The sequence below is a fragment of the Antarcticibacterium arcticum genome, assembly GCF_007993795.1.
Taxonomy (GTDB): domain Bacteria; phylum Bacteroidota; class Bacteroidia; order Flavobacteriales; family Flavobacteriaceae; genus Gillisia; species Gillisia arctica.
Map to the genome: position 1 here is coordinate 1672040 of NZ_CP042476.1, position 25299 is coordinate 1697338.

The following is a 25299-nucleotide window of genomic DNA, read 5'->3' on the forward strand; positions in this document are numbered from 1 at the left end:
ACAAATTGGTATCCTTATAAAAAATGAACAGCAGGAGGAGTTTTATTAAGAGATCGGGGTTAATGGTCGCAGCCTCCACCCTGCCCCTTAACCTCAATTGTTTTATGTTTTTAAAACAAAAACAAAAATTGGGGGTAGCTCTGGTAGGGTTGGGAAATTACAGTACCGGTCAACTTGGACCCGCCCTGCTGGAAACACAAAATTGTGAACTTAAAGGCATAGTAACGGGCAGCCCGGAGAAGATCCCGGTTTGGCAAAAGAAATATGGGATTAAAGACGCCAATGTTTATAATTACCAAAATATGCACACCATTGCCGATAACGATGAGATTGATGTGGTGTATATAGTTTTACCTGTAAGCCTTCATGCTGAATATGCTATTAAAGCAGCAAATGCAGGAAAACATGTTTGGTGTGAAAAACCTATGGCTAAAACCTCCACAGAATGCAGGCAAATTATTCAGGCTTGTGAAAAAAATAAAGTAAAATTATCTATTGGTTACAGGATGCAACATGAGGCCAATACACAAACTATTATGAAGTGGGCACATTCCCAGCCCTTCGGAAAGATCCTGAACCTTGAGGCTGCTGCCGGTTTCAATGGCAGAAATATAGTTCCCTGGAAACTCAAAAAAGAAATGGGTGGCGGGGCCATGTATGATATGGGGGTTTACCCGCTTAATGCAGCGAGATACGCTACCGCTATGGAACCCGTCGCGGTAAGCGCTACCCAGAGCACCTCCCGGCCCGAAATGTTCAGGGAGGTAGATGAGACTACGATTTTTGACCTGGAGTTCCCGGGAGGGGTTATGGCAAAGTGCCATACCAGTTTTGGCGAAAATTTAAATAATCTTGACATAAAATGTGAGAAAGGTTGGTATTACCTTAGACCTTTTCAAAGCTATTCCGGTGTAAAGGGAGAGGCCAGCGATGGAACTATTCTTTCTCCCTTTGGTAAAAACCAACAGGCTGTTCAAATGGATAACGATGCCCTGGCAATTCTAAACAAAGAACCTGTTAGGGTACCGGGAGAAGATGGGCTAAGGGATATTATTATCCTGGAAAAGATCTATGAATCTGCAGCACAGGGAGGAAAACGAATGAAGCTATAAATTATAAAGTTACTACGATTTAATGTTGAAACTTAGCAGATTAAAATAAAATTAAAATTTGATGATTTATAACTTTTATGGGTGTAACTTACATTTTTTAAAAGCGGTTAAGGAATTTTATTTCTTTCCAAAAAATAACCGCAGAATTTGGGGATGGAGATTGCCTTTAAATTTGTTCCTCCCTTATATTATTTTTAAATTTTTAAATTATATTTTGTCACATTGCCTATCCCTTTTCCCTACATCCTTAAATAAATCCCTTTTTATTTTTTTAGATGTTTCCAGTACTTCACTTCCATAAAGTGCAGGATTTGGTATTTATAAATTTTTATGTACCCCAACCCCCAGAAATCCCGGAGTGTAACGCTCCGGTTTTCTATTTTTATTACCTGCCCTGAACCCGGTTAAACTGAAATAATTCACTTCTCTTCAGCAGGGCCATTCTGCTATATTTTAATTATTAAATTTGTAGGAATATTTAAAGGACAGAATGAATTTAAGCACCCATTTGCGCCAGGTTACCGTAACCAGGTATATTACCCCCTTAAGGGAAGGCGGTTCCCTCCCTGCACTGGCAGAGGCAGATGATGATTTTAAATATGTGCTGAAATTTCGCGGTGCCGGTCACGGAGTAAAAGCACTAATTGCCGAATTGCTTGGAGGTGAGATCGCCCGGGCTTTAGGCCTAAAAGTGCCCGAACTCGTATTTGCCGATCTGGATGAGGCTTTTGGCAGGACCGAAGGAGATGAGGAGATCCAGGACCTTCTCAAGGGAAGTCAGGGACTCAATCTCGCCCTACATTTTCTCTCTGGAGCAATTAATTTTGATCCCGTAGTGACAAAGCCTGAGGCAATGCTGGCTTCAAAAATTGTATGGCTGGATGCGTTTATTACCAACGTTGACCGCACTTTCAGGAATACAAATATGCTTATGTGGCATAAGGAACTGTGGTTAATAGACCACGGAGCTTCATTTTATTTTCACCATTCCTGGGCCAACAGGGAGAAACATGCCATAAGTCCTTTTTCGCTTATTAAGGACCACGTACTGTTGCCGCAGGCAAGCATGCTGCAGGAAGCAGATGCTGCCTGTAAGGTATTATTAACTGAAGAAAAGATCAGGGAGATCGTATGGCTTATTCCGCAGGATTGGCTGCAATGGGATGATACCGGTGATTCTCCTGAAGAAATTAAAGAAGCATATGCCGGATTTTTAATTACAAGACTGACGCATTCAGAAATATTTATAAAAGAAGCTCAAAATGCAAGACAAACACTTATATGAATATGCGGTAATACGCGTGGTACCAAGAGTGGAACGCGAAGAGTTTCTGAATGTTGGGATCATATTGTTCTGTAAACAATCGAAATTCCTGCAAATGAAATATGAGTTGGACGAAAACCGGCTCAAATGCCTTGCTGAGGATTTTGACCTGGAAGAGGTAAGCAAGAATTTACAGTCTTTTGAAAAAATAGCCCATGGTGACAAGGACGCCGGGCCTATTGCTCAAATGGATGTGCCTTCCAGATTCCGCTGGCTCACAGCTATACGCAGTTCGGTTATTCAAACTTCCAGACCACACCCGGGAATGTCCTGTAAACTTGATGATACCATTAACAGGCTGTTTAAAGAGCTGGTACAGATCTAGTAATACCTGGCAGGATTTTTACTAATTGAGGAAATATTTTTTTATTCAGATATACGGGATAGCAGGAACTTAAATTTAACCGTAAATAATTACAAGGGAAACTTTCTAAAAGTTTAAAATGTGATATCTATCATATTTTAAATGAGTCATTAGTGATAATTTCGGAGGGAAAAGTGAGAGAAGTCACTTAGCGTTTTAAAAGCTCCTTTGTAATTTGAACAGATTATGAAAAAATCTACCCTCGACCTTTATCTTTTACTTCCCATAAAGAATTTTATAGAAAAGCAAACCTCTGTAGGTTTGCTTCTCATTTTTTCAGCCCTTATAGCTATGATTGTTGCCAATTCTCCCTGGACAGAGGGATACCACAGTTTGTGGAAACAATATATTCATATTGGTATTAATGATTTTATGATACGCAAGAACCTGCTTCACTGGATCAATGACGGACTTATGTCCATGTTTTTTTTCCTGGTTGGGCTGGAACTTAAGAGGGAGGTCCTGCATGGGGAGCTTTCCAATATACGCGGAGCAATTTTACCAATAGGCGCGGCTGTGGGAGGTATGGCCTTCCCGGCAATTATCTATTTTATGTTCACCCAGGGAACCCCCGCAATTTCCGGATGGGGGATCCCAATGGCAACAGATATTGCATTTGCATTAGGGATCCTTTATCTGCTTGGAGATAAAGTGCCGCTTTCCCTCAAGGTGTTTTTAACCGCCATCGCCATTGTAGATGACCTTGGAGCAGTATTGGTGATCGCATTCTTTTATACATCAGAGCTGTCCCTGGAAAGTCTTGGTATGGGAGCCTTCTTTTTATTAATTCTTCTTAGTGCAAACAAAATAGGAATAAGAAATACATTCTTCTATGCCATTATGGGAATTGGAGGTTTATGGCTGGCTATCCTACTTTCAGGGGTTCACGCTACTATTGCTGCGGTACTGGCAGCTTTTGCAATCCCTACCAGCCGCAGGATCAATACACCGGTATTTCTGCGGAAGGTAAAATGGCTTACCAACGAGATTAAAAACACGCTAAAAGTTCCCAGGGAAGAAAACGAGGGAGAGGATCATATATCCAATACAATAGAAAAATTTTCTTCCCTGGCCGAGGATGCTACCCCTCCCCTTCAAAGGCTGGAGCATGCTTTGCATCCATTTGTGAGTTTTGTAGTACTTCCCATTTTTGCATTTGCAAACGCAGGAGTTACCATAACAGCCGAATCCTTAACCTTCTTTACAAGCCCTGTGGCATTAGGGGTTATTCTTGGCTTAATAATAGGGAAATTCTTTGGAGTGGTGCTCCTTACAAGAATTTTAATATGGCTCAAAATATGCACCCTGCCCAAAGGAGTGAAATGGCCACACATCTATGGCGTAGGTATTCTTGCAGCCATTGGGTTCACGATGTCCCTGTTCATTACAGAACTTGCTTTTAATGATGAAAACTTTATGGTACAGGCCAAGATTGGTATTCTTACAGCCTCATTGGTCGCCGGCTTACTGGGATATTTCTATTTAAAATTCATATCACGAAAGAAAAAGCAGAAAGCCAGAAAGAGCACTCTCCAGGCGCGCAGAGAAGCATTTAAAAAGCTGGAAGTTATTTGAAATGATCTTCCGGTTAGTTTTGAGTGAGGGAATCCCGGGATAAAATCCGGGTTTTCCGGTTTTGCCGGAATGATACGGTTCCCCAATATCACTTAAACGCTGTAAATAAGAAGATTTGGGGGAAGAAAGACGAAAGGAAAAATTAAATAAAAAAAACAGAAAAAAAATTCTTTCATAAAGAAAAAAGCTTTCTATATTTGCACCCGCCAAGCGAGGGAAACTTTGCAAAGCAGGACCGGAGAAATGGCAGAGTGGTCGATTGCGGCAGTCTTGAAAACTGTTGAGGGTAACACCTCCGGGGGTTCGAATCCCTCTTTCTCCGCAAGCTTTAAATGCTTCCCTGTAAGGGGAAGCATTTTATTTTTAAACCAGGATTAAACGCAGTTTGAAATCCTGGTTAAAAAATAAAATGATTACAGGCGCCAGCCTGAAGCATTCAAAGCATGTAGGTTCCCACCCCTGCGGATCAACGCAGTTAATCCCAACCAAAATCGGAAAGCGATTGAAAAAGCAAAAACAGCACTGTAATAGCGCGGCGTGGGTTTTCTTTACTGGATCCCCCCCTGCGGATCAACGCAGTTAATCCCTTATCAATCAATGCTCACACGCAGTTCAAAACCTGTTTTAAAAACAAAATGACTACTGGCGAAAGCCTCAAGCATATTTTGTTCCTCTCATTTCTGGGAGGATGAGAAATTTTAATATCTTAGGAAGATCGCAAACCAACGAGAACTATATGTATAAATACCTTATTATTCTTCTTCTCCCATTTTTACTGGTCTCCTGTGAGATAGCCACCAAAGTTGAAGCGGGGAATCCTAAGCCTGAAATTTCCATGAATGAAAATCCGTGGCCCGAAATAAGAAACAAACGTATCAGCGAGCTTTTGCCGGTTGCCCTGAAAGATGCAGGGGTAGATGCCTGGATGATCGTGTGCCGTGAGAACAATAACGATCCCCTGGCCGATCATATTGGAGGAGAAAATGCAGGCGGGACAGCGGCCTTCCTGTTCTATCAATTAAATGGAGAAGTCAGCTCTATCGTCTTCTCGCCCGAAGGCGAGGCAACTGCACTGGCTGAAATGGAAATACATGACCGGGTGGTCCCCGTGGAAAGAGGGAAATCTGCCCTGGAGGAGGCTGTGAGCTTTATAAAAGAAAACCAACTGAACACACTTGCAATTAATTCATCAAAAGATAACAGCCTGGCAGACGGGCTGTCCTATACCCAACGAGCAGACCTTGAGGAGCTCATCAAGGGAAGCGATGTGCGCCTGGTTTCATCAGAAGAGGTTGTTTACAATTGGCTTTCAATAAAACTCCCCGAAGAAGTGGAGATCATGAAAAAGGCAGCGGCCCTTACTGCTGCCTGGCAGCAAGAAGCATACAGCAGTGTGATTCCCGGCGAGACTACCGATGCAGATGTTGCAAGGTTTTTAAAGAACAAAATGGCCGCGCATGAAGTAAAAGACGGCTGGCACCCAGACCAGAATCCTAATGTGAATTCCGGAAAAGACCGGGGGCATTCCCATGCAACAGATAAGATCATACAACGGGGCGATGTAATTCAAACCGATTTCGGGATCAAGGTTCATGACCGTTGGGTAACCGATATTCAGCGTTTTGCATATGTGCTCAAAGAAGGAGAAACCACTGCCCCGGCAGATATATTGTATTACTGGGAAAGTGCCAAAAAGGGAAACCGGGTGGCCATGCAGGCCATGTGGCCGGGAGTTAAGGGTATAGATGTAGACAGGGCGCAACGGAAAGTAATGGAGGAGGCAGGTTCTGCTTATGTAATGTGGAGCACAGGTCACCCTGTTGGGTATGTTGCTCATGACGTTGGTCCTAACCTTGGTGGAAGCCAGGCAACCCACGTACGGCCGGATTCCGACAAACTGCTGAAAGAGGGGATGACCTTTGCTTTTGACGGTTTTCATTCCTGGAAACTACCAAATGGCGATTTGAAAACAATTTCTGTAGAGGAAATGGTAGTGATTACCAAAGATGGGGCAGAATATCTTACGCCGCCCCAGGAAGAATTGATATTAATAAAATAGAAAAGTGTAGAAAGCGGAAAGTAAGAGAAAAGTAGATATTCCGGCGATATTCTTAACTTTGGAGGCCATTTTCCTTCCTCCTGTCTCCTACTCCAGCTCTATTTCAAAATAGCAAACATCTGCATTCTCATAATGAGCCGGTAGTCCTTTTGAATCCTTCAGCTTTTTGATTCCAAGAAAATTAAAGCCGGCCTTTTGATAATGGGAGATTAATTTCAAGTTATTTCCGCAGGTATCCAGCCTTATAAATTTTTTATGGTGTTGGTTTGCAAATTCCTTTGCCCAACCCACTATCATTTTTACAAAATTTTGTCCCCTAAACTGTTGATTGGTGGCAATACGATGAATATAAATCGCCGGGTCGCTGTTCTTTTCCTCCCAAATTTCGGCATCGCTGAATGTTACGGCCCATATACAGGCAATGCGGTTATCGATCACGATCTTAAATTGCCTGTTTTCCTCCAGTTCTTTTACAATAAGCTCCCGGTCAAATTCGGGCCACTGATTTTCAGGAAATCTTATTTTTTGAAACCCGGTAGCCTCTTTATATAATCTAAAGATCTCTTCCAGGTCATTGATGGTGCTGTTTTCAATTTTCATTCCGGGTAATTTATAACTCTATTTCAAAACGCCACACCTTCAGAAAAAACGACAGTAAATTTCCTGCAATTTGAATTAATTCACTTCGAGAAGATCAATTTCAAATATTAAAACTGAACCTCCCGGTATCCCCATATAATTCTGAGGCCCATATGCCAGATGTGACGGTACTAAAAGCAGGCCATTCCCACCTTCTTTGAAATAAGTAATTCCCTCTGTCCAGCCCCTGATTACCTGCTGTAAATTGAATGAAATTCCTTCGGAAGAACTTTGGTCGAAAACCGAACCATTGAGAAAATATCCTTTATATGCTACGCGAACCTGACTGGATGAAGTTGGTCGCAACCCTGTGCCCTCATTTTCAATGATATAATATAGTCCTGAAGCACTTTTTTCGGCCTGAAGGTTATTTGCTGCCAGGTAATCCTGAATTTGCTTATCGTTAAGACTTACATAGTCCACCGGTTGATCGTCATTTCCGCAGCTAATGAAGAAAATGAATAAAAGTGCAAGGAGGTTGGTTTTCATCTTTTTTTTGCAAATATATCAAACTTATCATTTTCAGGAAATTTGCAGTTGTTTTTCCACGGCAGGAAAATAATAATAGAAACAATCCTGAATACTTTTAACCAGGTTCTGTAGAAGATCCAATTCCAAGAACTCAATTCCTGTAATTGGGAATGAAAGGGTTTTTAAAATTCTTTCTAGCTTTACCACTCTAAAAATTTACTGTTTATGATTTGGTTCAGCTTAAAGAAACTTGAAAAAAGACTGGCAAAAAGGGAATTGAGTGAGCACCATGCTTTTAGATATTTGGTATTTTATCTGGTTATCTTTATAAGTGTGGGAGCACTGCCCGAAATTGCACCATATCCAGGTTGGAATTGGGATATAAGTCGGTATGTAATCACTCTTGTAATTGCCTTAAGCGCCACCTATACTGCCTTTAGAATAAATGAAAAAGGAGATAACCGCGATTTTCTAAAAAGGTATATCTCCATTGCTTTTGTAACCGGAATTTGGGTTTTCATGGGGGTTTTATTACTGCGTTTGATTTATAAAATAATAATGTTTGTGATCCCCCTTGATCTTTATAAAGCTATCAACCCTGTAATAGGCACGAACCTTTTCCTTTGGATCTCGTTTGTTGCAGGCGTTCTGGTTTTTTATATGCTCCTGTTAAGGTCCTTTAAACATATCCAAAAGCTTATAATGCATAGAAAAAATGAATTAAAGAACATGTAGTTCCCGCCTGGATATTTCACTAAATTTTCCATTCCAAGTAGAATAAATTCCTGACCAGCCCGGCAGAAACCTTCCTTTTATCGCTTTCTCACCAAAAAACTGGAAGCCAGCGTGATGAGATATGCCGCTGAAGCCAGTAACATAAGCATAGAAAATCCAACTTCTATTGCCAGAATGGTTGCAAGGGAAGCACTCACCACTGAGAGGCAACCATTCACGCCCCAGGCCCAGGGAACCCCGGCCTCATTCCTTTGGGAAAGAAACTGCAAACCCATGGGAAAAGGCATGCCCATAAAAAAAGATGGAAGGCCTATTAGTACAAGCGCAAAGGGGACTTTGGCCCACATAGAAAATCCCATGCCGGCCTGTAGCAGCCATGGTAATATCCCCGCATAGATAAGTAAAATAGAAACAATGAGAAAAACGATTTTTCGTATGCTTTCAATTGATAATGTTACCCCCGAAGACAACCAACTGCCAAGACCAGATAGCAACAACATCCCGCTTACCACAGCCGCAACAGAATATACCGGATGACCAAGATAAAGGACTAACCTTTGTATCAACACTATTTCCACAAACATAAAACCCATTCCCAGTCCTGAAAAATACAAAAGTGTGAATCCTTTATTTTTTAAATGCTGCTTCAGGCGAAACAGGGGAAGAATTATTAGTACAATGGCAAGTAAAAGTGACTGTAAAAATGTTACCCCCACAATAAGATACCCAAGCTCAATAAAGAAGGCCGACTGGTTTCCAAAGATCTCCTGCAAATGCGGTAAACTTTTTAAACGGAGGAACTGGGAGAAATATGGTTTATCATCTGTAGCCGGACGAAGATGAAAATCATAATTTTCATAGATCCTTTCCCTGTTACCGGAAACCAGTGAATCTGTAAGATTAAAAAGGGAATGGTCCTCCAGCAGGTTATAGTGGGTTCGTTCTTCAGGGGTAATTCCCGGGAGCAACATGGGGTCGAAATATAAACGATCACAAAAATTGCGAATTGCCTGTACCTCCGATTCTTTAAATGGTGATTTTTTGACAAGGAAACTGAGAGTGTTCCAGCTTCTTACAGCTACAAGGTGTTTTTCCGGTTGAGCCAGGTTGTTTTCTGCAAGAGTTTCAGAAATGGTGGCCACAATTTTCAGCGGATTGCGGTAGGGATAATCCAGCCAAACGGTGATCTCAAAGAAGCCATCATTCTCCAGTAGGTCAAAAATAAGGGAAAAGGAATTTTTAGTGAGAAGATACTCTTCCTGCAATGCACCCAAACCTGCGGTACCGCCAAAAGCACCCAGCGGTGGAAGACTAATGAGATTATAGGATTTCTCGCATTGTGCCAAAAAAGAGCGGGAATCCTGCCGGTACAGCCTTACCGCTTCACTAAGGCCAAAACCGGTATTGTCCTGTGAAAATCTACTTACCAACCCATTAGGTTCTACATGGTCTACTTCCGCAGCCCCCCGTAGTACCGCGTATTGCGTTCTAACCCCCGTTCCGGCGTCTAAAATAAGTACCTTTTTATGCCTGCCAGGTTCCCAGGCTACGGCAGAAGTTGTATAATCAAGGATACGGCTATCCTTAGAAGATCTTAGGACGGCCCCTGCCCAATCTCCATTGGTGAAAACCGCATCAATTACCGGCACCTCCCCGGTAAAAGAGAGACTTAAACCGGGAGCATAGCGCAGTACAGGCGAAGACACATATTGCACCCAGCCATAGGGACTATTGGCTGAAGCTTCAATTTTCACATCCGGCAGATCCAGGGTCTGACTTAAACTTTTGTACTGTGAAAACGGTAAAGATGAAGGTGAATAAAATACCGGGATTATCAAAAGTAACCCTGCGATCCCTATCGAAATTAACCAATTTCTTTTTTGGTGAAGCGGCACAATAACCGAGGCGGCAAGTAATGAGATAATACCGGTGATATAAGGAATTTGGGTAGGGAAAGCTGTCCAGAACAGAACGATGGCTGCCAGACCCCCCAGCCCGGAACCCACAAGATTACTAAAGTAAAGTTTTCCAATCCTATGGGTATATTTTACAAAAACCAGTCCTATGGCCAGAGCACAAAAAAAGAAGGGAATAAAAAAGAGCAGTTCATACAGTAAAAGTTGCCACAAACGGCTTCTTTCCACAAACAAAAGATAGGTATCGAACCTGGCGAAAGGTTGTCCTGAAAGCCATAGAATAAACGGCATACTTATTCCTGTGAGCACCATGAACAGCGGCAGCAAAAAATCACTTTTTCTTAGCAGGAAACTACGAAAGATCGCAATAAAGGTTCCTGCGGCGCCAAATCCTAAAAGTGCGATGGCTATTACCATATAGGCAAAATGATACCACTGTACTATAGACAGGTATTGCATGAGGCTCAACTGGTACGCTATCATTGACAACGACAGCAGTCCCAGGGAAAAATACAACCTGTTGAATTTGGAAAAGGATAACATTAGTTCCGGGTAAAAGGAACAAACCGAACAGGGAGGAGATTGCGGGTAGTACGTTTTCCCCCTTTTTGTTTTTCCACCAGCATAAGTTGCTGTGTGGTGAAGGGTGCGCCTACCGGAATAACCATTTTACCGCCTTCTTTTAATTGTTCAATTAGCGGGGGAGGAATAAATGCAGAAGCGGCGGTTACAACAATAGCGTCAAAAGGAGCATGTTCCTCCCATCCAAAATACCCATCGCCCTCTTTTACATGGATATTGGTATATCCCATGTCCCCCAACCTGCTCCTGGACGTTTTGGCCAATTGTTCTATTATTTCTATGGTATAAACCTCATCAACAATTTCTCCAAGTACTGCAGCCTGGTATCCAGATCCTGTGCCTATTTCCAAAACCTTCATGCCCTTCTTGGGCCTTATAACCTCGGTCATATACCCCACCATATAAGGCTGGGAAATAGTTTGCCCGTAACCTATTGGCAAAGGGCGATCTTCATAGGCATTTTTCTCCTGATCCCTAGGCACCAGCAGGTGTCGTTTAACACTGCGCATGGCCTTAAGAGTGGGTTTGTGTACAATACCGCGTGATTCCAGCTGGGTTTTCACCATGAGTTGACGCTCCCTGTAGTATTTATCCTGTTGGGCAGGAAATACTGAGAGAAGCAAAATTACCACTGAAATTAAAAGAGACAACTTCATCATCCTGCAATTTATTCATCTATGGTATTTTATTAGCGCTGTGTTCTGTAATTCATATACTTAATAGCCGGTTCTTAAATTTTATTTAGAACCCCTCATAATCAACTAAATATAAGAAAAAAGGGTGGAAGGAATTAAGTTTCAGGGATGAAATTCTCGGTTTCATTAACCGGTAAGAATAACCCTTATAATGTTGAGAGGGTGATTGGGTTAGGGATTAAGGGTATATAGAGATGCCGGCAACCTTACTAATGCTGTTGTTGGGAATTCTATAAATATGGTGTGGTTGGTCGGTTTATGCGGATGTAGGATATTTAAAAACCTGCTGGAATTAAAGAAGAAATTTTATCATTATTAGATAAATGCAACTATTCCTCCTCTTCTGCCTCTTCATAGCGTTTTCTTCCCTGGAAAACAGGGACGGGCGTGGCTGGACGTCGGGATTGAGTCCGGTAAATTTCAGCAAAAGAACTTTTCTTATCTCTACCTTCTTCAGTCAATTGTTTTTTATTTTCCATACCGCTAACCCATTTTTTTGTAATGGGAAAACAATTTAGATTTTCCGGTGTTTTGATCATCCTAAGGAAATGCCAATTAGCAAAACTTTACATAAATCATTTAGCCGGAAAGCGGCCTGCTTATAACAAAAAGCCCGGAAACATCGCTGATTTCGGGCTTTTTTTATCTAAAGGAATTTCTATGAACGATTTTAAAAACCTTAATCGTCCTTTTTCTTCCTAATGCCTTTCTTTTTTTTATGTTTTAAAACTTCGGCCTCCCTGAAAAATATAATCTCCTCAGCTATATTGGTTACAAGGTCTCCAATTCGTTCTACCTTTTTAATTATTGAAAATAGTAACAGGAATTGATCTATCAATTGCGGATCTTTTTTCACCTCACCTGAAATAATTTCAAAAGCCTTCATATTTATTTTATTTAGGACTTTATCCTTTTTAAAAACTTTACGGGCCTTTTTAGTATCTGTAGCAATGTATGCTCCAGTTATATCATCCATCATAGATAATGCTGAATCAAACATTTCTTCGATCTTCATGAGGTCCAGTAATCTTTTCTCAATAGGAATATCAACCTCAATAATGTAATTCGAAATGCCGTAAGCATGATCTCCTACCCTTTCAAGATCAAAATTGATCTTACGTAATGCAAGTACAAATCGCAGATCTCCCGCAACAGGATTATGCAGGGCAATAAAACGTTCACAATCTCTGTCAATTTTCAGGTCCAACGCATTCACCCGGTTTTCTATATGTAAAACCTCTTCTGCCAGGTCGCTGTCATGATTAAAAAAAGCCTCCCTGGCATTTCTTAATTGCTTTGTGCACAACTCCAGCATTTCAATGCCGGACTGGTTTAAGGCTTCTTTATGTTGATCTAAACTTATCATAATTTGTAGTTTTTATCCGAACCTTCCGGTAATATAATTTTCTGTTTGTTTCTTTTCAGGATTGGTAAAGATCTTTTTAGTACTGTCATATTCAACAAGCTCTCCCATATAAAAAAATGCTGTGCGGTCACTTATTCGTGCAGCCTGCTGCATATTATGCGTAACTATCACAATGGTATATTTACTTTTCAATTCAAAAATAAGCTCCTCGATTTTGGCAGTTGAAATTGGATCCAATGCAGAGGTTGGTTCATCCATCAAAATAACCGATGGTTCTACGGCAAGGGTTCTGGCAATACACAAACGCTGTTGCTGCCCGCCGGAAAGAGCTAATGCAGATTTATTAAGATCGTCCTTAACCTCTTCCCACAGAGAAACTTGTTTCAGGGAATCTTCCACTTTTTCCTGCAAGAATTTCTTATCCTTAATTCCCTGAATTTTTAAACCATAAGCAACATTTTCAAATATAGACTTAGGAAAGGGGTTTGGCTTTTGAAAAACCATTCCTACCTGCTTTCTCAATTGTTCTACATTCACCTTTTTTTTATAAATGTTCTTGCCGTCTATACTTATTTCACCCTCTACCCGAAATCCATCTATATAATCATTCATACGGTTAAAAAGTCGTAAAAAGGTTGATTTACCACAACCAGATGGTCCAATAAAAGCCGTTACTTTATTGGCTTTTATATTCATGTCTATGCCTTTTATAGCTTCGAAATTGTCATAAAAAACTTTTATTCCGGTTGCCTGAAGCTTATATTGCCGCTTTATTGATTTATCAATTAAGGGCTCTTTTTCGTTTTTAACCATCAGCATTAATTGTTTAATTTTTTCTGCCATTTGTTTCTAAAATAAACAGCAATGGCATTCATTATAAAAGTAATTAGTAAAAGAATTATTATTGCTGCAGCAGCATTCACCTCAAAGCCTTTTTGCGGACGGGATATCCAGTTAAATATCTGGATTGGCAGGACTGAAAATTCATCCATTGGGGAAGATGGGGCGAAAGGAACATATGCCAATGCCCCTATTACAATGAGAGGCGCCGTTTCACCCACAGCCCTGGATAAAGCTAGAATTATACCGGTAAGAATCCCACCAAAAGAAGCAGGAAGTAGTTGCATAGAGACTGTTTGCCATTTTGAGGCTCCGAGAGCGAATGATGCATCCCTTATTGATTTTGGCACCGCTTTTATAGCTTCCCGGGTTGATACGATTACAATGGGTAATATTAAAAGCGCCAGGGTAAAACTTCCTGCCAAAATGCTGGCTCCCATTTCAAGAATTCTTACAAATACTTCCAGGCCTAAAAGGCCATATATGATGGAAGGAACTCCTGCCAAGTTGGATATATTCACTTCCAGAATTGAAGATAATTTCCCTTTTTTGGCATATTCTTCAAGGTAAATAGCAGCACCTATTCCAAGGGGTAAAGCAATTATTGTAGTAAGTACAAGGATCCAGACACTTCCTGTAAGAGCGGTGTATATCCCTGCTCTCTCTGCACTGCGGGAAGGTAGGTTGGTAATAAAATCCCAGTCAATTCTTTGAAGCCCGTCTATAAGGATTGAACCTATAAAAACTGAAAGCAATACCAATCCCAGCAAGGTACAGCCAATACCCCACACCTTAAATGCCTTATCCTTAATCCGGTTCTTTTTAATATTATTCATATTTCTCGGCAAATTTCTTTCGCAACCTGTAACTCAGCGTATTTAATAAGAAAGTAAAAATGAACAGGGTAATCCCAGCGGCAAAAATGGTTTGATATTCCAGTGTACCATGACCCACATCTCCCAGGCTCACCTGCACGATATAGGCGGTTATTGTCTCAACAGGAACAGTTGGATCCAGCGTTAGGCGGGGTTGTTGCCCGGCAGCAATTGCTACTATCATTGTTTCTCCAATTGCTCTTGAGACAGCAAGGATAATTGATACAATAATTCCTGAGGAGGCCGCAGGCACCAATACTTTAAATGCGGTTTGCAATCTGGTAGAACCCATTCCATAAGATGCTTCCCTCAAGGAGTTTGGAACTGCATGCAATGCATCCTCACTAAGAGATGAAATAAAAGGGATAATCATTATTCCCATTACAAGACCTGCTGAGAGGGAATTAAACCCGGATAATCCCGGAATAAATGTTTGCAGAAATGGGGTAACTACGGTAAGGGCAAAGAAACCGTAAACAACCGTAGGAACTGCTGCCAGCAATTCAAGAGCCGGTTTAATAGTCTTTCTAAAACTTTTAGGAGCATATTCACTTATGTAGATACTAATAGATAATCCAACGGGTACCGCAAATGCTATTGCTATAAAGGATGTTAACAGGGTACCAGAAAGCAGCGGTAAGATCCCGAAATGTTTCTCTGTAAACAGTGGAGTCCATTGGGTATCTGTTATAAAATCTGTAAGGGGAACTACCCTGAAAAAATTAAAGGCCTCAATAGATAACACCAGGATAATGCCCAGGGTTACAGCTATTGTAACCAGAGCACTAACCAGCAGTGTTTTTTCTATTGCAACCTCTTTGATCCTCTTCATATACTCTATTATTGAAGATATTTACCTAAAACCAGTTTAATTATTGGATTTTACAAAATCATCGAACTTAGCTTTTTGAGCTTTATACTCTTCAACACTTAATGGAAAATATCCTACATCTTCGAGAAGTGTTGGCGCCTGCTCGAGATAGAAATTTACAAAGTCTATTACTTTGGGATTCTTAAGGGAAGAACTGTTTATATAAATGTATAACGGTCTTGATAAAGGTGCATAGGTACTGTTTTTTACGGTTTCAAGGGAAGGAAGGATACAACCTTCACCGCCATCTACTCCTACCAGTTTTAATTTATCTTTATTTTCCTCAAAATATGCTAGACCAAAAAATCCTAAACCATATTTGGATCCCGAAACTCCCTGAACCAGCACGTTATCGTCTTCACTGGCGGTAAAATCTCCTCTACTGCTACCGCTTTTACCAACAATTGCTTCGGTAAAATAATCAAAGGTTCCTGAAGCTACACCGGGTCCAAAAAGTAAGATCTCTTCATTTGGCCAATCAGGGTTAACCTGGTTCCACGTTTTTATGGTCCCCTGAGCTCCAGGTTCCCATATTTTTTTCAATTCTTCCACCGTAAAACAGGTGACCCAATCGTTATCTGGATGTACCACAACGGCAAGACCATCATATGCTACTTCAAGACCTACATAGGTAATGTTATTTTCTTTCGCAATAGCTATTTCCTCCTCCTTAATTGGTCTCGAGGCGTTGGCAATATCTACCTCTCCCCTTCCAAATTTCTTGAAACCTCCTCCAGTGCCTGAAACTCCAATAGTAACATTTACATTAGGGTCTTCATTACGAAATTCTTCTGCCATAGCTTCAGTTACGGGATATACTGTGCTTGACCCGTCTATTGAAATTGCGCTGCTGTCCGTTTCTTTTTTATTGTTTCCGCAGGCAAAAACTATAAATGCCATAGCGCCGGTAATAATTACTTTTTTCATGTTATCTTAATTTAAAAATGGAAATCTATTTGAAATCTGTACATTAAACTGTTATCAATATTATTTTCGTAATCGTTTAAGCTCACATCGGTTTGCACTTTTAATTTATGCCCTACCAGATATTTGGAAAAACCCAGGGTATATTGAGTTTCTACTCCTGCTCCCGTAATTTCTTCCTCTAATTCTATGGTTGTATACCTTCCGGTTACCTGAAAATTGTTTTTAAACACATACCCGGTTAGGATATTAAAACCATCACCTACGTTAACCACTGCTCCGGTAGCGGTACCGTCTGAATTCATTGCAATGGGTTGATCGCTGGTCCTGTCAGCATATTCTACCATCACAGACCATCCTTGATATTTGAACATAGCATCGAGGAAAATGGTATTGATATCTGCTTCATGAAACCCAATATCGTTTACCATGTATGTTCCGGAATTGGAGCGCGTTCTAACCGCATTTGCATTATGATCATAGGTAAATCCTACAGCAAGTTTAGGTGTTTCCTCCCGGGAAAGATCTGCCCCGGTATAATCTGAAAAATCACCAAGAGGCAAGGCTTCTATCCTTCCTGTGTATTGGTAACCACCAAGATTTCCTGTAGAGATATTCCGGCCCTCGCCCTGTGAAAAAGCGAAAGCTTCTCTTATCAAAAAATTTGGCCCCAAATTTAATGAGTGATGTAATTGCAATCCCATATCCCGGTCTATATTAAACCTGCTGTTCACCAGGGAGCGGTCTACGGTTTCAAGGTTGGCCGATGATATTACCCGTTCCCGGTTTCCGGGAAGCTTGGTTTGCCCTGCCCAGAGTTCAAAATTTTCAAAGAAATTCCATTTTAAAACCGCATCCAAAATATACCGGGGTGTATTACCTGTATAAACTGAGGTTCCTGAAATGTCCCGGTTTGATAAACCAACTTCTAGCTTGTATACCAATTTTGGGGAAAATGCAAAACCGTCAAATTTTAATCTGGCACGCCGTATTAAAAAATTAGAGTCGCCCGATTCAAATTCCTCATAATGCGGAAATTCCCATTGGGAAGAATATAATGACTGAAAACGGGCTGCAAAGACCAGACTGTAGGAACTATCTTTTGCCATCACATTTACTAGTCCTTTTCCGAAACGATTTTCGGTAATGTCCTGAGCTTGCATTGAAAATGTCAAGAACACGCTCAACGCCAAGGGTAATAGGTGTTTTAATTTCATCTACTTCTTAATTTTTGTCACAGCAAAGAACCGACAACAATGTTAAGTAGATGTTACCCGCTTATCATGATTAAGTAAAATAAAAAAGGTTGCCTGGCCAAGGCAACCTGTCATACATCTAATCGACAAAAATTAAGAATATATGCTTTTAACTTAATGCACATCAAGTAAACCAAAGAAAATTGTTTTAATTAATAACAGCGTTAAGCCAATATCAATTAATTATTAATTTGTAGGCTTTCGGGAGGTAAAATTTTTCCCTACGAGAGGTGAATGCAGAATGCCCGAAATGGAAGTAGATTCGATAATTTTCCAAAATACAAAAGAGCACATCGGGTAAATGTGCTCTTGCGTCAATTAACAAAAAAAAACCTAACTCTTTTTGAAAAAACAAAGCTACATTAAAATTGGATTAAAATTTTAATTTTTATACTTATTTTTCTGTTAACTTATTAAGTTAATATGAAAAGGCCTTAAATACCTAACCATTTAAGGGGTTTAGAAAAGTAAGTTTCTTCGAATCGTGGTATCAACGATCCAAAAAAAGAAGATTCTACACCATAATATTTACAGGAATGATCAATAAAGATTAAAATTCTGATAGAATAGAAAGAACTAAATACGGGATAATATGATCCAGGTCATTATTTGCCTAAAAGGGATAATTTAATTTTACCCCCTAAACAGGTATAGATGTTATTCCTATGAATGTACTCATTTTAACAGATCTTTCCCAGGTAGCAAAGAATGCTGCGGAATTTGCGCTGCAATTTCTAAGAAAAACACCTGTGAAATTTTATCTTCTTAATATAGGACAGTTTCATACAGATGAGGATCCACAAATGCCTGCCAATGAAAGAATGGCCCGCGCTCTTGTAAAAATAGAAAGGCGAATTCTGGAGCTGAAAAAGCTTACGACAAATCCAGATCACCAGTTTGAAGCCTTATATTCTGAGAATGACCTGGTAACCGCCACCCGGCGTTATACCGATGCAAAGAAGATAGACCTGATTGTAATGGGAGCCGCGAATAAGGGCTTTTCTCCTTATACAATTGTAGGGAACCAAACCTATGAGATCCTGAAAAAAATTAAATGTAATCTTCTGGCAGTTGCAGAAGGTTCAGAATTCCGGAAGATTGAAAAATTGATCTTTCCATATACTTATATCCCTTCGCTGGATGAAACTATAAGAAAACTTGAGAATTTTTCAGCATTTGAAAAAAAGGTAGAGATCAATGTGATGGAGATCTTTGGAAATACTGAAGAAGAAGATATTATATCTACTGGTGCAGGAACCCTGGTTGCTACCACCAATAGTAGTCGCGTAAAACATTTAAAAATGCGCGACCTTGATATTTTTTCTATTTCGCAGCTCCAAAAGATCCAGGAAGATTTTGACCTTATAGCCCTAATGGGTAAAGATATTACCCTTTGTTACAAGTTACTGCACAATAAATATGGGATCTTTTCCACAATCTCGGGAAAGCTGCCCATATTTATTCTGCATGATTAGACCCTGGCCAAAAATTCTTTTAACTATCTGTGTTTAAGGATTTCATATCTATCACAAACCTGTATTTCACATCGCTCTTCAGCATTCGCTCATATGCCGTGTTGATGTCCTGCATATCTATTACCTCAACATCGCAAACAATATTATGTTCTCCGCAAAAATCCAGCATTTCCTGAGTTTCTTTTATTCCGCCTATTAAACTCCCGGCCACTCTTTTCCGCTGGAATATTAACTGACCTCCATGCATGGGATCCAATGGTTCAACTGCGCCTACTATTACCATGGTGGCATCGCGTTTAAGCAAACCCAGATAGGGATTAAGATCATGGCCTACTGGAATGGTATTAAGTAAAAAATCGAAAGAGCTGGCATGTTTTGCCATTTGTTCTTCATCTTTTGAAATCAATACATCTGCCGCGCCTAATTCTCTTGCGTCTTCGCCTTTAGAAGGGGATGAGGTGATCATCACAACCTCAGCACCCATAGCATGGGCAAATTTAACGCCCATGTGCCCCAGGCCTCCCAATCCAATTACTCCAACCTTATCCCCCTTTTTCACCTTCCAGTGACGAAGCGGAGAAAATGTAGTAATACCTGCGCAGAGTAAGGGCGCAGCCGCTTTGGCATCCAGATTTTCAGGTACGCGTACCACAAAATCCTTGTCTACCACTATCTTTTGGGAATAGCCCCCAAAGGTCATCCCGCCCATATATTTATCTGGTCCGTTATAGGTAAAGGTTGATCCCTTTTCGCAATATTGTTCAAGGCCTTCCTTACATGCCGTACAATGCCGGCATGAATCTACCATACAACCTACTCCCACGAGTTGGCCTTCCTTAAAGTTAGAAACATTGTTTCCCACCTTTAATACCCGTCCAATGATCTCATGACCCGGAACCAGGGGATACTGACTCATACCCCAGTCATTTTTCACAAAGTGAAGATCTGAATGACACACCCCGCAATATTCTATATCTATATATACATCATTCTCCTGTACTTCTCTTCGCTCCAACTCGAAAGGTTTTAAAGGAGCGGCTTGCTCGTGAGCGGCAAAAGCTTTAATCTTTTTCATATGGAATTGTTTTTTTTATTTTAGTGCAATTATGGGTTTGATAAAATTCACTGGGAAGGATTACCCGGGGGAAATTTAATCTCACCGCTAAATCTGTGATCTATCTTTTTCTCACTAAGGTACAGCAATAAATAGGATTCCTCCTGTAAAGAAAACCCTACGTTTAAAAAACGTAATAGAAAATTCGGAAAAAATAATATTCTCAAAGATCCCCTAAAATTTTTAAATTTTATAGTGAGCGAGGGCTTTTTCCAACTGTTTAGCGATATCCTTCCGTAGACTTTCAGGCTCTAATACTTTGACAGTATCTCCAAAAGAAAGGATCTCCATTTTGAAATCATATGTAGGTACCAGCTCATATTCAAAAATATGTTCTGCCTTATTCTTAAGGATCTCTTTCTGGCTGTGATGAAGGGGAAGTGAATTTATATATCTTCCTTCTTTTGGTGTGAAGGAGAGTATGATCCTTTCCGGCCGTTCCCCGGTACCGTTAATGATACCAAAAGTATATTTATATTCTTTAGAGGGATCAAAATCTTTTATTTCCCTGAATTTTTTACTTCCTATTTCCAGTCCTGCCATGCGGTCCAGACCAAAATTCTTTACCACATCTCCTGACGCATCCCTGGCAAGCAGGTACCATCGGTTTCTGGCCTCTTTGATGGCAACCGGATGTACCGTTCTTTTGGTAACGGAGCCATCAACAAATTTGCTGTAATTAAAACTCACTTCCAGCCTGTTTCTTATAGCGTGCAAAAGCCCGTGCATGTGCTCGGTTCCCAAAGCCCTGCGACCCTCAAAGATAAGATGATTGCCAAAGCTGTTCCCCATTCGTATAGCATTGAAAAGATCAAATGATTCCATGAGCCTTTCGCTTTGAGCCTCCCGTTCATCTTCTTCAATATAGTAGACCTTTCGTTTTTTATCATATTTGATATCCACCTGGTAAAGACCAGAAATCTCTATCATCGCCCGCTGAAAAGTGCGCAGGGAACACGTTAGCCTGTCGCCCGTGATCTCCTCCTGTAACTTTAAAAAACTCCTGATCTCCTTAAAGGTCGAGGGCTTTTTGGTAAGTTGATGGATAATAAATCTATGGCGTTGTATCCCTTCCTGTCTGGACATTTTTGCGTGGTTTTATACGTTGCTTTCAATTATCAAGATACCAAAAAAGCACGACATTTTATGTCGTTCATAGCAATTTTTATTTATATCAGAATTCTAAAAATTTTCTTAAATTCGATATGATTAATCAAATTCTCATGGCTAAAATAATCTGTACACAATGTGGGGAAGACAATCCTGTTACCTCCAAATTTTGCGCCTCCTGTGGGTATGCGCTTCCAAAAGATAGTTCGCAACCGGTAGCAGATCCTTCGGCAACAACTGCGATGGAAAAGAAGTCCTCTAAAAATACCATCCCCGGTACCATTGCAGGCGTGATCTTTTTTTTGCTGTCCTTTTTTGCAGTTCAGCATTTCTTTTTTAATGAACCGGTCTTTGACACCACAATGTCAAAAATTGCAGATGAAATCAATAAGCAATGTCCTATGATGGTAGATGCAGATACACGCCTGGACAATGCCCTGGTCTTACCCGGCAATGTATTCCAATACAATTATACCGTAATGAATGCCGAATTGGAAAATATAGATGTGCAGGCTTTTAAAACTTACCTGGAACCCATTATTACCAATGCGGTAAGTACAGATCCTCAAATGCAATTCCAGCGCGATTATAAAACCACCATGAATTATAATTATAAAGATAAGAACGGCAGGCACCTCTTTCTTATATCTGTTACCCCCGATAAATATTTATAACCCTTCACTCGAAAGATTTCAAAACAGACCGCGAAGAAACTAATATTACATTTATAGGAGTTCTAATTCCTAATATCTGCCACAATCCCTATCTTCAATAAAATCAGGAGGATATAGTATAAGAATTTTGGAATAAAAGTGAATCGCATTATGAAGACCGAAAAGGAAAAAATGCTCGCAGGCGAGCTTTATTACGCAGGAGATCCCATTCTTACCCGTGAAAGGTGGGAAGCAAGAAAACTATTAAGGAATTATAACCAGTTACCCGAAGAAGATACGACAGCACGTGCCCATATTATAAAGGAACTCATACCTGACGCGGGGGAAGGACTTGAAATACAGCCTCCATTTTATTGCGATTATGGAAAAAATATAAAATTAGGGACAAATGTTTACTTCAACTTTAACTGCGTTATTTTGGATGTCGCTCCCGTAATTATAGGCAACAATTGTCTTTTTGGGCCTGCAGTCCAAATTTATACTCCCACTCACCCTTTGGACCATGCCCAAAGAGCTTCGGGGATGGAAAGCGGTAAACATATTGAAATAGGGAACCATGTGTGGGTAGGTGGAAATGTAACTATTTGCCCTGGCGTGAGCATAGGTGATCGAAGCGTAATAGGGGCTGGAAGCGTTGTTACTAAAAATATTCCGGCCGGGGTATTTGCAGCCGGAAATCCCTGCAAAATAATACGGGAATTGGAATAAAATTTTTTCCGTAAAAATTATCACCTCATTTTTTAACTTTAATTTTTCTATACCAGCCTAATAATATTATCGCTTAATCCCCTATCTTGGCAGGATTAATAAAAAATAAGATTCTATTTATGAAGAAATTAATTTTAAGCGCCCTGACTATTAGCTTATTGAGTTGCGGCGTTCACCAACAAAATAAGGTTGAGAATGCAGATGTGATGAAGTATGCAAATACTATTACTGCAGGTGAGCTTAGCGAGCATTTATACATTTTTGCAAGCGACGAATTTGAAGGCCGTAATACAGGAGAACCGGGCCAGAAAAAAGCTGCCCAATATCTTGTAAATGAATACAAGAAACTAAATATTCCTTCTCCGGCAGGAGTAACCAATTATTACCAGCCAGTACCTTCAACCGCGTTTCGTGGGAATGTAAAGGATTCAGAAAATGTGTTGGCTTTTCTTGAAGGAAGTGAATTTCCTGAAGAAGTACTGGTGATCTCTTCGCATTATGACCACGTGGGAATGGATGCTGAAGGAAATGTTTTTAATGGTGCAGATGATGATGGGTCCGGAACTGTAGCTATTCTTGAAATTGCCGATGCATTTATGCAGGCAAAAGCAGACGGTTTCCATCCAAAACGATCAATTTTGTTCCTGAATGTTACCGGAGAGGAAAAAGGCCTTATTGGCTCTAAATGGTACACAGATAATCCTGTATTTCCCCTGGTAAATACTATTGCCAACCTTAATATTGATATGATTGGACGTATTGGCAACGGAAAAGAAGATGCCGGAGATTATGTATATCTTATTGGAAGTGACAAGTTAAGTACAGAACTTCATAACATAAGCGAAGAGATCAATGCGAAATATATAAATATGGAGCTTGATTACACCTATAATGACGAGAACGATCCTAACCGTTTTTATTACCGAAGCGACCATTACAACTTCGCTAAAAACAACATCCCTATCATTTTTTACTTTAACGGGGTGCATGCAGATTATCACAAGATCACTGATACTCCAGATAAGATCGAGTACGACTTGTTGGCAAAACGTGCACAACTGGTATTCTTAACCGCATGGGAAGTTGCGAACCGGGATACGCGTCCTGTAGTTGACAAGCCTGTTGATGCCGCTGCCTCTGCCAGGTAATTCAGAGAAAATTCTAAAAAATTAAAACTGCCCGGTATTTCCGGGCAGTTTTTTTTATTGGTGAAATTTATCCTTTACCTAATGTTTATGCCATTGTATCCAGGATCATATCTATATCGGCTTCAGTAGTATCGGGATTTATGAAACAGAATCTGGAAATGGTCTCATATTCCCCGTTGGATTTCCATTTTGTAGGAGTTACCAGGGCAAGTCCTTCCCTGTGATTTTTATAGGTCCAGTCCCGGTAATTTTCAGGTGTCCAGTTCTTTCTTCTGAAAAGCACTACAGAGAGGCTGGAGGGCCTTACCAATTCCAAATATGGTCTTTGCTTAATTTTTTCAGCAGCAATTTTTGCCAGTTCAATTCCGCGTTCTATAGCTTTCCTATATTTCTCTGTTCCATGCATCGCGAGTGAAAACCACAAAGGCATTCCCCTTACCCGGCGCGTTAACTGAATTTGATAATCTGAAGGATTGAATCCCTGGGCGCCTTCATCTTTAAAGATCTCCAGATACGCTCCCTTTTGAGAATGCGCATTTGCTGCAAGCTCCATATTCTTATAGATCACCGCTCCGCAATCATAAGGAGAGAACAACCATTTATGTGGGTCTATAGTAATACTGTCTGCTTTTTCTATTCCGTTGAACAAATGCCTTACAGAGGTAGCTGCCAGGGCTCCCCCACCGTAAGCGCAATCTACATGCAGCCAAACCTTTTCCTTTTGGCAGGTATTGGCAATCCCCTCAAGGTCATCTATGATTCCTGCATTGGTGGTTCCCCCGGTGGCTACCACGGCAAAAAGGCGCTTGCGGTCTTTGTCCTCAAGTTCGTTTATGGCCTGTTGTAATTCTTTTCCGGTAAGGAAATCCCCGTCACAATCTATCATTATAAGATCTGCATCCATTACCCGGGCCATTGCCTGTACGGAGCTGTGCGCCCCGTTGGAAGTTAACAGCAGGCCTTTATGGCCAATATTGTTCACATCGCGGGAGCGCCATTCTTCCCGTGCCGCCACCATCGCCGATAAATTGGCGGCGGTACCACCGCTGGTAAAGACCCCAAATGAACCTTTTGGTAAACCGGTTAATTCTACCAGCCATTTCATGGCCTGATTTTCACAAAAAATTCCACCTGCGCCTTCCATCCAGTATGCGCCGTGAATGCTGGAGGCCGAGGTTACAAGATCAAACATAATCGCCGCCCGGGTTGGTGCTGCAGGCACAAATGCAAGGTGTCGCGGGTGGTCAATGGGCACTGTGGCTTTTACCAGCACATCCCTGAATAACCTAAAGGCATTTTCTCCCCCAATTCCCATAGGGGTAATGGTTTCACCCACCAGTTCCAGAAGATCTGCTTCCCTTTTGGGAGAACCCAGCTCCGGGGTTACATTTGAAATTCGATCTATGGTGTATTTCATGACATCCAGAGTCATTTCAACCAGATCCATATCTATGGTATGCATTTTA

Annotated in this window: 24 protein-coding genes and 1 tRNA gene; 11 read left to right on the plus strand and 14 right to left on the minus strand. The window is 40.7% G+C overall.

The genetic code is table 11. The features are described from left to right. Nucleotides 1-23: 23 nt before the first annotated feature. The 6 genes from FK178_RS07515 (at nt 24) to FK178_RS07540 (ending at nt 6434) form a co-directional block, all read left to right on the plus strand. On the plus strand, nt 24-1112 hold the full coding sequence (locus FK178_RS07515) for a Gfo/Idh/MocA family protein (RefSeq protein ID WP_146832998.1): 1089 nt from the start codon (nt 24-26) through the stop codon (nt 1110-1112). 490 nt (nt 1113-1602) lie between these two features. Beyond that, the gene (locus FK178_RS07520) at nt 1603-2397 is read left to right on the plus strand and encodes a HipA family kinase (RefSeq protein ID WP_146833001.1); all 795 of its coding nucleotides are present in this window, start codon (nt 1603-1605) and stop codon (nt 2395-2397) included. Continuing rightward, nucleotides 2375-2761 (plus strand): DUF3037 domain-containing protein, encoded by a 387-nt coding sequence (locus FK178_RS07525; RefSeq protein ID WP_146833004.1) that lies wholly within the window; start codon nt 2375-2377, stop codon nt 2759-2761. The genes FK178_RS07520 and FK178_RS07525 overlap by 23 nt, the downstream gene beginning before the upstream one ends. A gap of 225 nt (nt 2762-2986) precedes the next feature. Beyond that, nucleotides 2987-4375, plus strand: coding sequence for a Na+/H+ antiporter NhaA (gene nhaA, locus FK178_RS07530; protein ID WP_146833007.1), 1389 nt, complete (start codon nt 2987-2989; stop codon nt 4373-4375). Nucleotides 4376-4612: 237 nt separating this feature from the next. Further along, nucleotides 4613-4697 (plus strand) — tRNA-Ser (locus tag FK178_RS07535). Nucleotides 4698-5063: 366 nt separating this feature from the next. Next, complete coding sequence (locus tag FK178_RS07540) at nt 5064-6434, plus strand: M24 family metallopeptidase (RefSeq protein ID WP_240793909.1); 1371 nt, start codon at nt 5064-5066, stop codon at nt 6432-6434. Between the two features lie 87 nt (nt 6435-6521). Here FK178_RS07540 and FK178_RS07545 read toward each other — a convergent pair whose 3' ends face one another. Both FK178_RS07545 and FK178_RS07550 read right to left on the minus strand, forming a co-directional pair. Next, the gene (locus FK178_RS07545; protein WP_146833010.1) at nt 6522-7034 is read right to left on the minus strand and encodes a GNAT family N-acetyltransferase; all 513 of its coding nucleotides are present in this window, start codon (nt 7032-7034) and stop codon (nt 6522-6524) included. A gap of 75 nt (nt 7035-7109) precedes the next feature. Continuing rightward, nucleotides 7110-7562 carry an FKBP-type peptidyl-prolyl cis-trans isomerase gene (locus FK178_RS07550; RefSeq protein ID WP_146833013.1) on the minus strand — a complete coding sequence of 151 codons (453 nt, stop codon included), beginning with the start codon at nt 7560-7562 and terminating at the stop codon, nt 7110-7112. A gap of 207 nt (nt 7563-7769) precedes the next feature. Here FK178_RS07550 and FK178_RS07555 point away from each other — a divergent pair, with 207 nt between their 5' ends. Next, entirely contained in the window at nt 7770-8279 is a 510-nt protein-coding gene (locus FK178_RS07555; RefSeq protein ID WP_146833017.1) for a hypothetical protein, read from the plus strand. 77 nt (nt 8280-8356) lie between these two features. Here FK178_RS07555 and FK178_RS07560 read toward each other — a convergent pair whose 3' ends face one another. The 9 genes from FK178_RS07560 to FK178_RS07595 form a co-directional block, all read right to left on the minus strand. After that, nucleotides 8357-10738 carry a spermidine synthase family protein gene (locus FK178_RS07560; RefSeq protein WP_146833020.1) on the minus strand — a complete coding sequence of 794 codons (2382 nt, stop codon included), beginning with the start codon at nt 10736-10738 and terminating at the stop codon, nt 8357-8359. Further along, nucleotides 10738-11436, minus strand: coding sequence for a protein-L-isoaspartate(D-aspartate) O-methyltransferase (locus FK178_RS07565; protein ID WP_146833023.1), 699 nt, complete (start codon nt 11434-11436; stop codon nt 10738-10740). Before FK178_RS07565 ends, FK178_RS07560 begins: the two co-directional genes overlap by 1 nt. Before the next feature lie 365 nt (nt 11437-11801). Beyond that, entirely contained in the window at nt 11802-11951 is a 150-nt protein-coding gene (locus FK178_RS15465; protein ID WP_168194571.1) for a hypothetical protein, read from the minus strand. Nucleotides 11952-12151: 200 nt separating this feature from the next. After that, entirely contained in the window at nt 12152-12838 is a 687-nt protein-coding gene (gene phoU / locus FK178_RS07570) for a phosphate signaling complex protein PhoU (protein ID WP_146833025.1), read from the minus strand. A 12-nt stretch (nt 12839-12850) separates the two neighbouring features. After that, entirely contained in the window at nt 12851-13651 is an 801-nt protein-coding gene (pstB, locus tag FK178_RS07575) for a phosphate ABC transporter ATP-binding protein PstB (protein ID WP_146837517.1), read from the minus strand. A gap of 5 nt (nt 13652-13656) precedes the next feature. Further along, the gene (gene pstA / locus FK178_RS07580; protein WP_146833028.1) at nt 13657-14514 is read right to left on the minus strand and encodes a phosphate ABC transporter permease PstA; all 858 of its coding nucleotides are present in this window, start codon (nt 14512-14514) and stop codon (nt 13657-13659) included. Then, on the minus strand, nt 14507-15385 hold the full coding sequence (pstC, locus tag FK178_RS07585; RefSeq protein WP_146833031.1) for a phosphate ABC transporter permease subunit PstC: 879 nt from the start codon (nt 15383-15385) through the stop codon (nt 14507-14509). The genes pstA and pstC overlap by 8 nt, the downstream gene beginning before the upstream one ends. A gap of 36 nt (nt 15386-15421) precedes the next feature. Next, the gene (locus FK178_RS07590; protein ID WP_146833034.1) at nt 15422-16351 is read right to left on the minus strand and encodes a PstS family phosphate ABC transporter substrate-binding protein; all 930 of its coding nucleotides are present in this window, start codon (nt 16349-16351) and stop codon (nt 15422-15424) included. Nucleotides 16352-16362: 11 nt separating this feature from the next. Further along, the gene (locus tag FK178_RS07595) at nt 16363-17565 is read right to left on the minus strand and encodes a porin (RefSeq protein WP_146833037.1); all 1203 of its coding nucleotides are present in this window, start codon (nt 17563-17565) and stop codon (nt 16363-16365) included. Nucleotides 17566-18269: 704 nt separating this feature from the next. Between FK178_RS07595 and FK178_RS07600 the strand changes: the two genes are divergently transcribed. Beyond that, nucleotides 18270-19079 carry a universal stress protein gene (locus FK178_RS07600; RefSeq protein ID WP_146833040.1) on the plus strand — a complete coding sequence of 270 codons (810 nt, stop codon included), beginning with the start codon at nt 18270-18272 and terminating at the stop codon, nt 19077-19079. Nucleotides 19080-19098: 19 nt separating this feature from the next. On the opposite strand, the gene FK178_RS07605 is transcribed toward FK178_RS07600, so the two are convergent. Together FK178_RS07605 and FK178_RS07610 are read right to left on the minus strand one after the other, a co-directional pair. Next, nucleotides 19099-20154, minus strand: coding sequence for an NAD(P)-dependent alcohol dehydrogenase (locus FK178_RS07605; protein ID WP_146833043.1), 1056 nt, complete (start codon nt 20152-20154; stop codon nt 19099-19101). 222 nt (nt 20155-20376) lie between these two features. Continuing rightward, nucleotides 20377-21279, minus strand: a complete 903-nt coding sequence (locus tag FK178_RS07610) for a helix-turn-helix transcriptional regulator (RefSeq protein WP_146833046.1) — start codon at nt 21277-21279, stop codon at nt 20377-20379. Between the two features lie 137 nt (nt 21280-21416). Between FK178_RS07610 and FK178_RS07615 the strand changes: the two genes are divergently transcribed. The 3 genes from FK178_RS07615 (at nt 21417) to FK178_RS07625 (ending at nt 23833) form a co-directional block, all read left to right on the plus strand. Next, nucleotides 21417-21977, plus strand: coding sequence for a zinc ribbon domain-containing protein (locus tag FK178_RS07615; protein WP_146833049.1), 561 nt, complete (start codon nt 21417-21419; stop codon nt 21975-21977). A gap of 150 nt (nt 21978-22127) precedes the next feature. Further along, the gene (locus FK178_RS07620) at nt 22128-22685 is read left to right on the plus strand and encodes a sugar O-acetyltransferase (protein WP_146833050.1); all 558 of its coding nucleotides are present in this window, start codon (nt 22128-22130) and stop codon (nt 22683-22685) included. A gap of 119 nt (nt 22686-22804) precedes the next feature. Next, complete coding sequence (locus FK178_RS07625) at nt 22805-23833, plus strand: M28 family metallopeptidase (RefSeq protein ID WP_146833052.1); 1029 nt, start codon at nt 22805-22807, stop codon at nt 23831-23833. Nucleotides 23834-23918: 85 nt separating this feature from the next. Here the strand turns inward: FK178_RS07625 and FK178_RS07630 are convergent, their stop codons facing one another. Beyond that, nucleotides 23919-25295, minus strand: a complete 1377-nt coding sequence (locus FK178_RS07630) for a pyridoxal phosphate-dependent decarboxylase family protein (protein WP_146837521.1) — start codon at nt 25293-25295, stop codon at nt 23919-23921. Between the last annotated feature and the right edge of the window lie 4 nt (nt 25296-25299).